We start from the raw sequence: 15500 nt of genomic DNA, 5'->3' as shown, positions 1-15500 counted from the left end.
CCGCTGAGGCCTTCTAGATCGACTGCCGGTATCCGAAGAACTCATGGTCTTCGTTGTAGCCGCCGAAGCCGCCGCCCACGTCGGAAAAGTTCTCAACGAATTCGATGCCTTTGATCCATTTGACCATCTTGAAGCCGAGCTGCACCTCGTTGCGCAGCCGAAGTGGCGCCCCGTGTCCGTACGAAAGCGGCGTACCGTTCATATCGTAGGCGAGCATGGTGAGGTGATAGCCCATCTGCTCGATCGGATGCACATCGTAGTAGTCGCCCTCATCCGGTCCCTCACCCAAGGAATAGAACACTACCCACTTTGCTTCGGGTGCCGGCTTGACCAAGTCGAGGATGGCCTGCATCGACACCCCTCCCCATTTGGCTACTCCCGACCAGCCCTGGATGCAGAAGTGTTGCGTAATCTGCTCGTGGTAATCCATTGCTCGCAGCTCGGCGAGGCTCAACTCGACCGGATTGCCCACGAGCCCGTTGATGCGCAAGCGGTAATCCCGGAAATCGTTTTCAAAGAGATTCTTGTACTCGTCCGATTCGGGATACTGGCCGTTCAGCCAGAGTCGCGGCGAGATGTCCTTCTCCGTGTACTGCCCCGGGCGTGAGTCGATGTGCTCGAACAGCCGCTGTGCCGGGCCGATCAGGGCGTAACCGGCCCTCTGGATGAGCCGCGGATGCCGAATGGTGAGCGGAGTAGCAGCCACCCAGCCGACGATGAGGACCACCATCGAGGCAGCGAAGATCCAGAACCCCGTCCAGGACTGGTCGTTGCGCCCCGCGTACATGTGGTTGAGGTTCTCCAGCGCCCCGGTAGTGAGAACCAGAGCCACGTGAAGGACGATGAACAACAAGAACCAGCACAGCACCAGGAAGTGCAAGGAACGTGCCATCTGGATGTTGAAGACCGAGCTGATGCGCCGAAAACGCGTGGAGAGTGCCGGAGACATGCCTAGCCCGGTGATGAGGGCCAGGGGTGCGGCGATGAAGATCGTGATGAAGTAGGCGATCAGTTGCAGGCTGTTGTAGTTGGTCCATCCGCTCTCGGTCGGCCATTCCAAGGAAAGGTATTGGATGACAACCGAGATCGAGTTGGGGATGACGTCCCAGCTCAGCGGGACCACACGCATCCACTGGCCCGACGCGAACAACAGCACGAAGAAGACGACTCCGTTGACCAGCCATAGCGTGTCTATCCCAAGGTGCCACCAGCGCGCGAGCCCGATCGAGTGCCGAAGCCCCGGCAAGCCGACCTGCCGAGGGAGGCTGATCGAATCCTTCTTAGCCGTCCACAAAGGATCTTCGGGTACTGGCTTCTGTACCCGGAACCAATCCCGTCCCGGCGTCGAATGCCGTGTCCAATACAGTCGCGGGTGATCCGTAAGTATCTGTGCACCCGAACGGATGATGAAGATCATGAAGAACATGTTGAGGAAGTGTTGCCACCCCAGCCAGGCGGGAAACCCCGCAGGGGCGTCGTACGGCAGCTTTGAGGCTCCCGGATAGGTCTTCAGGAACGACTCGACGGGTGGCAACCCCCGGATCCCTTTCGCGACGGCCACCGCGACGATGAGCAGCACGAAGCCGATCGGGATCAACCAGAGCAGATTGAACCACTTGCTGGGGCTGATCCGAATACGCGGGGCGATGCCGCGATCCTGGGGAAGCGAACCGGCGAAAGTCATCGGGTCGATGACGTCCTCCCCGCGCTTCAACTCACTCCGGAAGCTGCCCTCGGCACCGGACCCGGCGTGCGACGTCGGCCCCCTCCGCTGCGGGTCCTGCATCGGATCCGGCGGCATCGGTTTGTCAGCTGTCATGAGGCCGAGCCTAGACCCCGGCGGGGCTGGACGATGAAACCGGATCGTCGCCCCTGGCGAAGCCACACTGTCCGGCCACCGCTTCATCAGTTCACTGACGATTTAGCTGATGGTTCCCTGTGAGTCGGGCCAACGTGTTTCACGGCTCCTAGCTTTGGACCATGAAATTCAAAACAATCCCGGTCATCATCGGAACATTGTCTTGTGTGCTCGTCGGCGGCGCCGCGTTCGCGGCGGTTTCCACGTTCGCCGGCCCCCACGAGGACGGAACGGCAGTCACGTCAATCGGCATGCGCGTCACGCCAACCGGACAGCAGACCTCACTCGGAGACCTCCCGCTCAACTCCGCCATTTCTCCCGACGGCAAGCGGCTCGCGGTCACCAACAACGGTCAAGGTACGCAGTCACTGCAACTCGTCGATCTCGCAGACCACGAGGTAGACCAGACCATCTCCTACAAGTCCCCGGAATCCCTCTACATGGGCTTGGCGTGGAGCCCTGACGGCACCAAGCTCTACGCCAGCGCAGCAGCAAACTCCAAGATCCGGACCTACAGCTACTCCGGCGGCAAACTGGCAGAAGGTGCGCCCATCCAGCTTCCCACCACGACGCCCGCGGGCAAGGCACTCAACCTCTTCCCGGCCGGATTGGCGATCACGCCCGACGGCAAGCGGCTGGTTGTTGCAGATCAGCTCGCTGACGCCGTGTCCGTCGTCGACCTCTCCACCGGCAATGTCTCGACGACGCCGGCCGGTCACCGACCGCTTTCGGTCACGGTTTCCCCGGATGGCACGACGGCGTTCGTCACCAACCAGGGCGCCTCGGACCTCTCTGCGGTGGACATCACAGGCGCCGAACCGAAGGTTTCCCGCACCGTCACGGTGGGTCTCCACCCCAATAAGTCCGTCCTGTCGAAGGACGGCCGTACGCTTTATGTCGCCAACGGCGACGACGACACCGTCTCGGTTGTCGATACCGCCGCGGGCACAAGCTCGAGTGTCAGCGTCGCACCTGAAAAGGGCGCACCGGTGGGAACCAATCCCACCGGACTGGCCCTGGACGAAGCCGGGCACCGCCTCTTCGTGAGCAACTCCGGTAACAACGACGTCGCCGTCGTCGACCTTGCCCAGAACGCAGTGGCCGGTGTGGTGCCTGTCGGCTGGTACCCGAGTTCGTTGGCCTTCAGCGCCGGGACATTGCATGTCACCAACGCGAAGGGGCTCGGCGCCGGACCAAACAACGGACCGGGCCACCCGAACCCGGAATCAACCGCTCCGGCCGCCGAAAACCAATACAGCGGATCGATGATCGTTGGCACGCTGAGCAGTTTCAGCGTTCCGGAGGGCGGCCAGTTGCAGAAGGCCAGCGAGCAGGTCAAGAACAACAACCGCCCGGACACCGCAGGTGGCAACATCATCCCGCGCCAACCAGGTCAAGAGAGTCCCATCAAACACCTGATTTACGTGGTCAAGGAAAACCGCACTTACGACCAGGTGCTTGGAAGCCTCGGCAAGGGCAATGGAGATCCTTCGCTGAATCTCTTCGGCGACGAGTCTGCGCCGAATATGCGGGCCCTCTCCAAGAAGTTCACCACCATTGACAACTTCTACGCCGATGCTGAAGTCAGCGCCAACGGTTGGAACTGGGTTGCCTCTGCCAACTCGAACCCGTACGCAGAGCAGATGTGGCCGGCCAACTACTCGGGCCGCAAGGCACCGTATCCCAGCGAAGGAAATGCCCCTGAAATCGCGGCCCAACAGCCTGACAACACGTATGTCTGGCAGCGGCTCGCCAAGGCAGGCGTCAGTTTCCGCAACTACGGCTTCTACGTTTCCAACACCGCCGGCACGTTCAACGCCGCGGACCCGGTTCTGGATGCGCAGACCGACCACAACTACCACGGTTACGACCTGAACTGCCCTGATTCGGCCGGTTCGTTCGCACCGCTGAAGCCTGGCTGCGGTACCCCACGCATTGAAGAATGGGCCAAGGACTTCCAGTCCCAAGTGACATCCGGAACCGTTCCCACGGTCCAGTTCGTCCGGCTGCCCAATGACCACACCCAGGCCACCCGCGTTGGCGCCCCCACTCCGAAGGCCTACGTCGCCGACAACGACTACGCTCTCGGAAAGCTGGTGGACACCGTGTCCCACTCTTCCGCTTGGAAGGACACCGCCATCTTCGTCACGGAGGATGACGCGCAGAACGGCCCGGACCACGTGGATGCGCACCGCACCTTGGCGCTGGCCATCAGCCCCTACACCCAGACGGGGAAAGTCGATTCCACCTTCTACAGCACGGCTTCGATGGTCCGCACCATCGGCCTCATCGCCGGCATCGGCCCGCTGACCCAGTTCGACGCCTTCGCTACTCCCATGAACGCGTCGTTCACAGCCAAGCCTGATAACACGCCGTACACCGCCCTCAAGCCCAGCTACGACATGACCACCGTCAACGGGGCAAACGCTCCGATGGCCCCTCAGGTAGCCACCCAGGACACTGCCACCGAAGACAAGATTGATGAGCAACTCTTCAACAAGTCCATCTGGCAGTCAGTGAACGGAGCTGACTCGAAGATGCCCGAACCCCAGCACAGCGTGATCGGTTCCGGCTCAGGTTCCAGCAGCCAGCCGGCTGCGAAGGATCCCGACGGCTAGCCAGATCCTATTTGGCAGGGGCGGTCACCGGCATCGGTGGCCGCCCTCCGCTGTTCCAGTGCTGAGCGCGCTTCAAAAAACGGAACCACTTCCCCTGTCAAAGAATTAATCCAGACTCTATTCTGTTGGTGGACCGGTACATGTACGGTCTGTCAGGCCACCGGCACGTCCCGGGAAGCCCATCCCGCTCCGGGGGCCGTCTCTATGAGGAGGCGTCCATGTCATCTCCCGATGTGCCGACCCGGGGGCCCGCAAGGCCCGGTCCGTATATTGTGGCTGGAATCCTGCTGGCCATCGCCATTCTGGTTCCGCTGCTTGTCCCGGTGTATTCGATTGACCAGCCGCGGCTCGCTGGCATGCCGTTCTTCTACTGGTACCAAATGCTGTGGGTCCCGATCACGGCAGGAATGGTGGGCGTCTCCTATCGGCTGGTAACCAAGGAGGACCGCCGCCGCCGCGAGGTCGCGCGGGGCGCACGCACTGGGGAGGAGGAACAATGAGCGGGCTCGCCGTCCCGCTGGCGACCACGGCGGACCGGCCCGTCAACGGCGTCGCGCTCACCGTCGTCGTCGTCCTCTTTATCCTGGTGGCGGTCTTGGGCTTCTTCGCCGCACGCTGGCGCGCGGGCAAGGAGACAGGCTTGCACAGTCTCGATGAGTGGGGACTCGGCGGACGCGGTTTCGGAACCTGGGTGACGTGGTTCCTCCTCGGCGGGGACCTCTATACGGCCTACACGTTCGTGGCGGTGCCGGCGGCGATGTGGGCCACAGGCGCCGTGAGCGGTTTCTTCGCGGTGCCATACACGATCGTGCTCTACCCGATCGTGTTCCTGTTGATGAGCCGTTTGTGGTCGGTCTCGCACCGGCATGGGTTCGTCACGCCGGCTGACTTCGTTGGCGGGCGCTATGGAAGCAGGGCGTTGACGGTTGCGGTGGCCCTCACCGGCATTGTCGCCACCATGCCCTACATCGCGCTGCAACTGGTCGGCATCAAAGCCGTGCTCACGGTGTTGGGGCTGGGCAGCGCGCAGAATGTGCTGCTGACTGACCTTCCGCTGATCATCGCCTTCGTGGTCCTGGCCGCCTACACCTACACCTCGGGCCTTCGGGCGCCGGCGCTCATCGCCGTCGTGAAGGATCTCCTGATCTACCTCGCTGTCATCGTTGCTGTGATCTACCTGCCGATCAAGTTCGGGGGCTGGGACAACATCTTCGGTGCGGCCCAGACGAAACTCGACGCCATCAGCCCGGCAACAGGCAAGCCGGCCGGCGTCTTCATCCCGGGTGCCGCCAGCTACTCGGCGTACTGGACGCTGGCCCTTGGCTCGGCCATGGCGCTGTTCATGTACCCGCACTCGGTCACCGGGGTCCTGGCGACGAAGAGCAGGAACACCATCCGCAAGAACGCCGCGGTTCTTCCCCTGTACTCATTGATGCTGGGATTCCTTGCCCTTCTTGGTTACGCGGCCATCTCGGCGGGCACCAAGCCCATTGACCTGAACGGTACCGTCAATCCGCAACTGGTGGTTCCGCAGCTGTTCCTGGACAACTTCCCCGCATGGTTTGCCGGGATCGCCTTGGCGGCTATCGCCATCGGCGCGTTGGTCCCCGCCGCCATCATGTCGATCGCTGCCGCCAACCTGTTCACCCGCAACATTTACCGCGACCTGATCCGGCCCGACGCCGACCCGCGGCAGGAAGCGAAGGTCTCCAAGATCGCCTCCCTCGTGGTGAAGTTCGGGGCGCTGATCTTCGTCATCGCGATGGACCAGTCGGCCGCCATCAATATGCAGCTTCTCGGTGGTATCTGGATCCTGCAGACCTTCCCGGCGATCGTGGCAGGACTCTACACCCGCTGGTTCCACCGCTGGGCGCTGTTCGCAGGCTGGGTCGCCGGGATCATCTACGGAACCGTCGCTGCGTACAACGTGGTCAACCCCGTGACCAAGGCCAACTTCGGCGGCTCCATCGCCGCCATCCCCGGCACCAACGTTCAGGTCTACATCGCCGTCGTGGCCTTCGCAATCAACCTCATCGTTGCCGCCGTCCTGTCGCTGGTCTTCCGCGCGATGAAGCTCCCCGACGGATTGGACATCACCCGAAACTCGGACTACGGAGCGGACGAGGACGATCCCAAGGTTGCCGAACTCCAGCGGGAGTACCCACTGGGCGAAACGGGAGGACCCACGTTCTGAGTGGATCTGCCTGCTAGTGCTTCATCGACAGCCTTGCCACGGCAGCGATATCCCGCGGCGTTGTCCGGCAGCACCCCCCGATGAGCCGGGCCCCAAGGTCGTGCCAGGCGCGAGCCCCTTCGGCGAGGCTTGACGGGCCTCCGGCCCTTGCCCCGGCGACAGGTCCCCACGTCTTGGTGACAGCATCGTAGCTTTCGCCCGAGTTCGGGTACGCGAGCAGCGGCTTGTCCGTGGCATAGCGCAGGGCCTCAAGCGCCGGGGAGACCAAGTTCAACGGCACGCAATTCACGCCGATCGCCGCCACACGCGGCTGGGCTCCACAAAGCGCCGCCACCCGAGCAAGGGGCGTGCCGTCGCTGATGTGTCCGCCGTCCCGAAGCGTGAAGGAAAACCAGGATTCGACGTCGAACTCTTCCACGAGCGCCAAAAGCGCCTCAGCCTCCGCGAAGGAGGGCAGCGTCTCACAGGCCAGCAGGTCCACCTCAGCCCCTGCGAGCGCCCCGATGCGCGGCCGGTGGAACTCCTTGAACTCGCGCTGGGTGAGGAGGTAGTCGCCCCGATACTCGGAACCGTCCGCGAGATAGGCACCATAGGGGCCAACAGATCCGGCAATCAGCAAAGGCCCCGCATCCGGGTTTTCCACCAAGAACTCTCCCCGGGCCTCATCGGCCAAGCGAACGCTCAACGCCACCAGCTTCAAGGCTTCCGCCTCGGCAATGCCGCGCCGGGCAAAGCCCTGGGGCAAGGCTTGATAGCTCGAGGTGATGGCGATTTCGGCGCCGGCGTCGAAATAGTCGCGATGTACCTGCTTGATCAACTGAGGCTGTTCCAAAAGGACCTTGGCCGACCATAGCGGATCGTCCAAGTCGCAGCCGCGTGCTTCAAGCTCGGTGGCGAGTGCACCATCCACTGTCAGGTTTGCACCCGAATCGAGCATGCGGGACAAGCTGGTGCTGTGGCTGCTCTTGCTGTCCATAGCTTGAGCCTACGATCCTTCCGCCGGGTTTGTTTGCCTAGGCTGGCTGGCGTAGTTCGCGTCCTTGGCGCCGGCGAAACAGGTCCCCGAAATAGTGTGCCGCCATGGCGGGCGGGTCTCCGTTCAGTTGCGTTCCGGGCAGCGGCGGGGCGGTTGATCGGTAGGTGTGTCCGGTGGGGGTGCGGATTTCTAGGACGTGCCGTGTCCCGGGGCGTGTTGTTGCTGCTGTCCAGCCGGTGAGTTCTTTGGTGTGGTTGCAGGCTTCGCACAGGCCGGCGCCGTTGGCCAGGCTCGTCGTGCCGCCATGGTGCCAGGGGACGATGTGGTCGACATGCCTGATCGGCGCGTCGCAGTACGGGGTGCGGCAGGTGTCGTCGCGGGCCTGGATGAAGCGCCGCAGCCCTGCCGGGAAGAGCCGCGCCCGGGAATCAGTGGCGACAAGCTCCCCGGTCCCGGGGGCGGTGAAGAGACGCCGGAGCCAGAGCTTCAGGTCCTGGTCCTGGTCCTGGTCCTGCCCGGGCTCGGCTTGGTTCTGGTTCCCGGCGAGTAGTGTCCTGGCCCAACCCGCGGGCACGATGCCGTAGCCGGGAAGGCGTGCCGGCTCGGCATCGCCCTGGAACAGGGTCCGGTCGGTCATGACGAGCTGCACCTCGACCCCGCTGATCCCTCCTGGGGTGCCGGTGGTGCGTTCGACCAGGGCATCGGCCATGACCTGCCCCCTGCTGCGGGCGTCCCCGCCGGAGCGCAGCGAGTCTGCATGCCGGGACAGGGCCGCGTGCACGGCCACGCCCTGCGCGACCGGGAGCAGGGCGGTCAGATAGGTCATGGTGTCCGGGGCCGGGCGCAGGCTGACGTGCCGTTCCGTGGCGGCGTGGCTGGCACGTTGGGTGACCGAGCGGGGATCCCGACGGTAGGCCGCGGCTCGAGCCGCGGCGATGATGGTCTTGTCTCCGGCGCCGTCGAAGACTCCGGTGTCTGCTGCGAGCTCCTCATCCACCGCGCAGCGGTCCTCGGCGGACAGGCAGGCCGTTTCCTTCACCAGCAGGGTGGCCCGCCATTCGTTCAACCGTCCCGATTCCAAGGCGGCCAGGGTGCGCGGCATCTCTGTGACCAACGCCTTCGCCAGTCCGGAGAGCCGGGATCCGCGCGCCGGGGACTCCCGCCGGGCCAAAGCCACCTGCGCTCCGACGCCGCGTCCCTGTTCCTCGGCCGGAACGCCCGCCGCGGCGTCGGCGCTGCGCTGGGCGGCATCGAACGCGACGGCGATCCGGGCCTGTGCAGCCGCGGCCGCGGACTTCAGATCCTCCAGGGCACGCAACTGGTTTATCAGTTCAGCACGGTCGGCGAGGTCGGTGCCGCCGACCAGCGCAAAGGCAGCGGCCGGGCGAAGCGATCTCACGGCGTCGACCAGATCCTCCACCCGAAGGCGCGGCCCCTGGACGCACGGGCCAGCAGCCTCCGGAATCGCGCCGCCCGAAGGCGCGACCGCTCCGATCAGCTGCGTTCCCCGATTGCCGTCCATAGGAAAAGCTTCGCAAAGGGGTCTGACATTATTGGGCCCGAGAACCACGCCCGGGCGAAAAATCTTGAGAAGAGGCCCGGTTTTTTGGGGCGGGCCAGCGAAGGACACCAGACAGCCCGGCCCTCACTCAAGCCACTGATAGGCGTAGGCTATCGATCGATTCGGAAGTCCAGCCAGAGGAGCCCCATCGTGGACACGCGAAAACTGAAGTACTTCCTCGCCGTCGTCGACCACGACGGGTTCAACCGCGCCGCCGAGCATCTGCTGATCGCCCAGCCCTCGCTTTCGCAGACCATCGCGAGCCTCGAGAAGGAGCTCGGCGTTCCATTGTTCCATCGCATCGGCCGCAGGGCAGTCCTCAGCGAAGCCGGCAAGGAGCTGATCGGCCCGGCGCGCCTCGTCATGCGGGATCTAGACGCCGCGCAATCAGCCGTCCAGTCACTGCGTGGAATCAGGAGTGGCCGGCTCGACATCATCACCATGCCTTCCCCCGGCATCGAGCCGTTGACGTCCATGATCGCTGCCTTCACCAAGGTCTACCCCGCAGTCCGGCTCAACGTCAGTGCTGCCTTCACGCCCGAGGAAGTGATCGAATCAGTCCGGAATGGCAGCTCCGAGATCGGACTGGCGGGCTCCCCCACATCGATACTGGTACCGGGCGTCCAGGTCCTCGAACTCGAAAAACAACCGCTCATCCTCATCGTCAACCCGCAGGCCGACACCTTCGGCGCCGAGCAAACGGCCATCCAACGGGAGGATCTCGGAGGCCAGCGCATCATTGCGAGCCAGCGAGGCTCCCTCATGCGTTGGCTCGTCGACGATGCCCTGGCGCACGGGGTCGAGGTGGAGATCGTCGTCGAAGTTGCCCACCGGACCTCCATCTTGCCCCTCGTTCTGGCAGGCGTCGGGCACGCGGTGATGCCGTCGTCGTGGGCTCCCACCGCGCACAAAGCCGGGCTCCGCACCCTGCTCATCGAACCGGTGAGCCATCTGGACGTCGCGGTGCTCAGCCGTAAGGACAACCTCACCCCCGCAGCCAAAGCGTTCTTGAATGTCGCTGCGGAACACACCGAGCGCACCAACAGCTAGAAAAGGATAGGCGCTACCTATTAGTCGTATCGAAACTAAGTCTTGGACGCCGCCTACCTGCCGCTCGTCTACTTGAAGAGGAAGGCAGTGTGACTCTGCTAACAAACTCAACGAGGAGGTAGGCATGAGCGCCACCCAGAAATTCAGCATCGCATCGATCCCCGCCGATGGCGTCGGCAAAGAAGTTGTCTCCGCAGGCCGCCGCGTCCTGGACGCCGTGGCCGCGAACTCCGACGGCAAGTTCGCCTTTGAATGGACCGAATTCCCGTGGGGCTGCGGCTACTACGAGAAGACCGGCCAGATGATGGACCCCAAGGGCCTCGATGCCCTCAAGGACTTCGACGCCATCTACTTCGGAGCCGTCGGCTGGGAGAACGTCCCGGACCACATCAGCCTCTGGGGCCTGCGCCTGAACATTACTCAGAACTTCGATCAGTGGGCCAACATCCGGCCGGTCAAGTTCCTCCCTGGCATCGAGTCCCCGCTCCGGAAGGCTGACAACACGGAGCTCGACTGGATCGTTGTCCGCGAAAACAGCGAAGGCGAGTACGCCGGTCTCGGCGGTCGCAACTTGAGCGGTCGCGGGCCGGGCAACGAGGTCGCGCTCCAGACTGCACTATTCACCGAGAAAGGCTGCGAGCGGATCATGCGCTTCGCCTTCGACCTCGCCCGGACCCGCACGGTCAAGAAGGTTTCATCCGTCACCAAATCCAACGCCCAGCAGTACGGCATGGTCCTCTGGGACGAAACTTTCAATCGCGTCGCCCTCGACTACCCGGATGTCCAGACCGAGAGCGTGCTGGTTGACGCAATGAGCGCCAAGTTCATCCTGCACCCCGAGGAACTGTCGGTGGTGGTCGCGTCCAACCTGAACGCCGACATCCTTTCAGACCTCGGCTCGGCACTCGCCGGCAGCCTCGGCCTCGCCGCGAGCGCCAACCTGAACCCGGAGCGCCGCTTCCCGTCGATGTTTGAGCCGGTCCACGGTTCCGCGCCGGACATCGCAGGCAAGGGCATCAGCAATCCGATCGGCGCCATCGCCAGCGCCGCCCTGATGCTGGACCACTTCGGCCTGCACGAAGAAGCCCGCTTGGTCGAGGCGGCCATCGAGCAGACCACCGCCGCCGGGTTCTTGACCCGCGACGTCGGCGGCGAAGCCACCACGGACGACGTCACCGAAGCGATCATCAAGGCCCTGAGCCACACCCTGGCCGCCGTCTAGCATCCAGTGACGTACGACGGCGGCTTCCCGGCCGCCGTCTAACGCGGAGGTCCCTCCCCAACACTCGCGAGCTCGCGTTGGGACCCTCGGGACGCCGCTTACCCTTTCAGCTTTCTCCAGAGATTTTCCACAATGAGGTAGGAAACATGGGACACACATCGACCGCCGGCGCAGCTCCGGCCCCCAAAAAACGCTGGTACCGGCAACTGTATTTCTGGGTTCTGACCGCCATTCTCATTGGCATCCTGCTCGGCTGGCTCTCGCCGACCGCGGGCATTGCCATGGAACCGATCGGGACCACGTTCGTCAATGCGATGAGGATGCTCATTGGCCCGATCGTCTTCCTGACCATCGTCGGCGGGATCGCGAGCGTCGCGGACCTGAAGAAGGTCGGGATGACGGGCCTGAAGGCCCTCACGTACTTCCAGCTCGGCACCATTCTTGCGCTCGTGTTCGGCCTTGTAGCGATCAACATCTTCCGGCTGGGCGAAGGCGTCAATGCCTCTGCCGGCACCATCAAGACCACTGATGCCGCCGCGAAGCTCATCGACGCAGGTGCGCACCAGGAATGGTGGCAGTTCCTGACCAACATCATCCCCACAAGCATCGTCCAGCCCTTCATTGCGGGCGATATTCTCCAGATCATCTTCATCGCGGTGGTCTTCGGCATTGCGTTGAACGCGATGGGTAAGCTCGGCGCCCCCGTGCTCGACGGCGTGCAGCGGCTTACCGGCGTGATGTTCAAGATCCTGGGCTTCATCATGAAAGCCGCGCCGTTGGGCGCCTTCGGTGCCATGGCCTTTGCAGTCGGCAAGTACGGCGTGTCTTCGCTGAGCAGCATGGGTGGGCTGATCGCGCTCTTCTACATCACCTCGATCCTCTTTGTGGTGGTGGTCCTCGGCTCCGTCATGGCGTTCCTGAAGCTGAATATCTTCACGATGGTCAGGCACTTCAAAGAGGAATACCTGATCATCCTGGGCACCTCCACCGCCGAGCCCGCGCTGCCGGGTCTGATGCGGAAGCTCGAGCACGCCGGCGTCAAGAAAGAGACTGTGGGGCTCGTTGTCCCCACCGGCTACAGCTTCAACCTCGACGGCGCAGCGATCTACCTTTCCTTGGCCGCCGTATATATCGCCCAGGCGACGAACACGCACTTGAGCATCGGCCAGCAGTTGGGCCTCATCGCCGTCATGCTGCTCACGTCCAAGGGTGCTGCCGGGGTCGCAGGCGGCGGCTTCATCGCCCTCACCGCAACGTTGGCCACCATCGGCACCATCCCGGCTGCGGGCATCATGCTCATCTTCGGCATCGACAAGTTCATGTCTGAATGCCGCGCCCTCGTGAACTTCACCGGCAACGCTGTCGCGACGCTGTTCATCGCCTGGTGGGACCGCACCCTCGACGCGGACCGCGTCCGCCGCGTCTTCGCGGGCGAAGTTGTGGAGCCGATTCAGGTGGCTGACCTTCCGGCGTCCGCTGCCGCCGTCGAGCCTTTTCAGCCTGCCGACCGCCACCCCGCCTACTCGGAATCCATCTGACATGACCAACGCAATGGCCCCGAAGACCGTCCTCATCGCGCCCGACAAGTTCAAAGGCAGCCTCACCGCCAGCGAGGTGGCGGACGCCCTGGCGATCGGGCTCCGTTCCGCCGGAGCGGTCCATTGTGAGCTGCTGCCGCTGGCGGACGGAGGTGACGGCAGCGTCGATGCCGCCGTCGCCTCCGGGTTCGTCCGCCACGCTGTCGTAGTCCCCGGCCCGACCGGACAGCCCGTGCAGGCGAGCATCGCGTTCGACGGCGTCACTGCTGTTGTGGAGGTCGCGAACACTTGCGGGCTGGGGCTGTTGCCGAACGGACGGCTTTTGCCGCTCGATGCGTCGAGCCGCGGGTTCGGCGAGGCTGTTGTCTTTGCTCTTTCGTTGAGGCCGGCTCGGATCGTGCTGGCGCTCGGCGGCAGCGCGAGCACAGACGGCGGAATGGGCATGCTCACCGCATTGGGCTTCCGCTTCCTGGATGCCTCCGGCCGTTCTTTGGAGGGCAACGGGCGGAATCTTGGCCGGGTTCATTCTGCGGATGCGCCTCCTGGGCTGATTGGTGTGGAGTTGATTGTCGCGAGCGATGTGCATAACCCGCTGTGCGGGGCGGACGGTGCACCTGCGGTGTTCGGTCCGCAGAAGGGCGCATCGCTTGCGGATGTTGCAGCGCTCGACGCCGGTCTGGCGCATTTTGTCTCTGTGCTCGCTTCGGGCGCGTTTGAGGACGCAGTTTCCTTTGCCGAGCATCCCGGTGCTGGAAGCGCCGGTGGGATCGGCTTCGCGTGCATGCTGCTGGGTGCTTCCCAGGTCTCCGGAGCGGACTATTTCCTCGACCTCCTGGACTTCGACACCCGCAAGGAAGGGTGCGATCTTGTGGTGACCGGCGAGGGGAGCATCGACGAGCAGACCTTGGCTGGGAAGCTGCCGGCCGCCGTCGCGCGCCGCTCGGGCACCCGGCCGATCATCGCCGTCGCTGGCCGTTCGTTGCTGCGGCGGGAGCGGTGGTCCGAGATGTCTCTTTCGTACGTCTACACGCTGGCGGACTACACGGATCTGGACTCGTCGAGGGATCCTGTGTTGTCTGCGGAGCTGTTGCGCGGGATCGGGCGGGAGATTGGGGAGGGCCTTGGGCGCTTAGGTGGCATGTAAACAGACACGCCCGACTTCCGTGATCTCTTGCTGCCGCGGGGCTACGGTTGGCTCAATGTCGGATTGGTCAAGGGGGACACATGGAATTCGCGGAACGGCTCTCGGCGCTTGCCGCAAAGGTGCGTCAGCAGCGCGAGGCTATTCAGACCGAGGAAGCAACGAAGAACGCATTCGTCATGCCGTTCATCTCAACGATCCTCGGCTACGACGTTTTCAACCCTCTTGAGGTCGTGCCGGAGTTCACAGCGGATGTGGGGATCAAGAAAGGCGAGAAGATCGACTATGCCATCGTGAAGGATGGCGAGATACAGATCCTCATCGAGTGCAAGAAGTCCATTGGACCGGTAAGGATCGAACACGCTTCCCAACTATTCCGCTACTTTGCAGTCACAAATGCGCGGATTGCCATACTCACCAACGGCGAGGTGTATCAGTTCTTCACTGATCTCGATGCTCCGAACCGTATGGACGAAAAGCCGTTCTTGGTGCTGGATCTCAATGACATTGATGATTCGCTCCTGCCGGAACTCCAGAAACTCTCAAAAGATGTCTTCGATCTTGACTCGATCATCAACGCAGCTGGCGAACTGAAATACATCGGCGAGCTGAAACGGACACTGGCCGCCCAGTTCCGCGAGCCTGAAGACGAGTGGGTCAAGTTCTTGACAACACGTGTGTACACCGGCCCATATACGCAGCGTGTGCGCGAGCAGTTCACTTCGCTAGTCAAAAAGGCATCGAAGCAGTTTCTCAACGATCAGGCCAATGAACGTCTTAAGAAAGCCCTCGGCTCTCAGACCTTTACGCAGATCGACGATTCGGCAATTCTTCCGAAGGTGACGAGTGAGCCGGTGGTTGAATCCGACCTCGCCGAGGCCGATGGTATTGAGACCACACTCGAAGAAATCGAGGGCTACCAGATTGTCCGGGCGATCGTTTGCAGCGACGTAAAGCCCTCAAGGGTCTTCCAGCGCGACGCCAAGTCGTACTTCGCCGTACTCCTAGATGACAATAACCGCAGGCCGATAGCGCGCCTGCATTTCAACCGAACACAGAAGTACATCGGGCTCTTCGACGAACACAAAGAGGAGCGGCGTGTTCCCATCGACTCCCTTGAAGACATTTACGAACACGCTGACGCTCTTCGCGCCAGCGTGAAGGGCTACCTGTAGCACCTGTCAGCTGGGTGGTTGTCCGAGATGTCCGTATCGCGTGTCTCGCCGAGCAATCCACTGCGCGATATATTCGGAGGGTCTCGAACTGAGTTGTAAGACCTGACTTCGGTCATTTGGTTTAGTGCCTTGCCCGCGGGTTCCGGATTGCGTTGAGGACTGCTTGT

At 63.1% G+C, this 15500-nt stretch carries 11 protein-coding genes; 8 read left to right on the top strand and 3 right to left on the bottom strand.

The window, feature by feature from the left end; translation table 11 throughout:
• Window positions 1–13 precede the first annotated feature (13 nt).
• Window positions 14–1819, bottom strand: a complete 1806-nt coding sequence (locus tag ABEA18_RS01070; RefSeq protein WP_345447083.1) for a molybdopterin-dependent oxidoreductase — start codon at window positions 1817–1819, stop codon at window positions 14–16.
• Between the two features lie 161 nt (window positions 1820–1980).
• Here ABEA18_RS01070 and ABEA18_RS01065 point away from each other — a divergent pair, with 161 nt between their 5' ends.
• The 3 genes from ABEA18_RS01065 to mctP all read left to right on the top strand — a co-directional run bounded on the left by ABEA18_RS01065 (window position 1981) and on the right by mctP (window position 6670).
• A complete protein-coding gene (locus ABEA18_RS01065; protein ID WP_345447081.1) occupies window positions 1981–4476 on the top strand; it encodes an alkaline phosphatase family protein in 2496 nt (831 codons plus the stop codon).
• Window positions 4477–4694: 218 nt separating this feature from the next.
• Window positions 4695–4976: a DUF3311 domain-containing protein gene (locus ABEA18_RS01060; RefSeq protein WP_345447079.1), complete on the top strand. Its 282-nt coding sequence runs from the start codon at window positions 4695–4697 to the stop codon at window positions 4974–4976.
• Window positions 4973–6670: a monocarboxylate uptake permease MctP gene (mctP, locus tag ABEA18_RS01055; RefSeq protein ID WP_345447077.1), complete on the top strand. Its 1698-nt coding sequence runs from the start codon at window positions 4973–4975 to the stop codon at window positions 6668–6670. The genes ABEA18_RS01060 and mctP overlap by 4 nt, the downstream gene beginning before the upstream one ends.
• Before the next feature lie 13 nt (window positions 6671–6683).
• Here the strand turns inward: mctP and mmuM are convergent, their stop codons facing one another.
• Window positions 6684–7646, bottom strand: coding sequence for a homocysteine S-methyltransferase (mmuM, locus tag ABEA18_RS01050; RefSeq protein ID WP_345447076.1), 963 nt, complete (start codon window positions 7644–7646; stop codon window positions 6684–6686).
• A 37-nt stretch (window positions 7647–7683) separates the two neighbouring features.
• Window positions 7684–9168, bottom strand: a complete 1485-nt coding sequence (locus ABEA18_RS01045) for an HNH endonuclease (protein ID WP_345447073.1) — start codon at window positions 9166–9168, stop codon at window positions 7684–7686.
• A 189-nt stretch (window positions 9169–9357) separates the two neighbouring features.
• Here ABEA18_RS01045 and ABEA18_RS01040 point away from each other — a divergent pair, with 189 nt between their 5' ends.
• The 5 genes from ABEA18_RS01040 to ABEA18_RS01020 all read left to right on the top strand — a co-directional run bounded on the left by ABEA18_RS01040 (window position 9358) and on the right by ABEA18_RS01020 (window position 15333).
• Window positions 9358–10257: a LysR family transcriptional regulator gene (locus ABEA18_RS01040; protein WP_345447072.1), complete on the top strand. Its 900-nt coding sequence runs from the start codon at window positions 9358–9360 to the stop codon at window positions 10255–10257.
• Window positions 10258–10381: 124 nt separating this feature from the next.
• Window positions 10382–11479: a tartrate dehydrogenase gene (locus ABEA18_RS01035; RefSeq protein WP_345447070.1), complete on the top strand. Its 1098-nt coding sequence runs from the start codon at window positions 10382–10384 to the stop codon at window positions 11477–11479.
• Between the two features lie 146 nt (window positions 11480–11625).
• A complete protein-coding gene (dctA, locus tag ABEA18_RS01030) occupies window positions 11626–13017 on the top strand; it encodes a C4-dicarboxylate transporter DctA (protein ID WP_345447069.1) in 1392 nt (463 codons plus the stop codon).
• Window position 13018: 1 nt separating this feature from the next.
• Entirely contained in the window at window positions 13019–14161 is a 1143-nt protein-coding gene (locus ABEA18_RS01025) for a glycerate kinase (RefSeq protein ID WP_345447068.1), read from the top strand.
• Window positions 14162–14241: 80 nt separating this feature from the next.
• Window positions 14242–15333 carry a type I restriction endonuclease gene (locus ABEA18_RS01020; RefSeq protein ID WP_307053944.1) on the top strand — a complete coding sequence of 364 codons (1092 nt, stop codon included), beginning with the start codon at window positions 14242–14244 and terminating at the stop codon, window positions 15331–15333.
• Window positions 15334–15500: the final 167 nt, after the last annotated feature.

Source organism: Arthrobacter gyeryongensis, from assembly GCF_039543785.1.
Taxonomy (GTDB): Bacteria; Actinomycetota; Actinomycetes; order Actinomycetales; family Micrococcaceae; genus Arthrobacter; species Arthrobacter gyeryongensis.
Note: the sequence above shows the minus strand (reverse complement) of the source record. Positions and strands in the feature narration are given on the sequence as shown.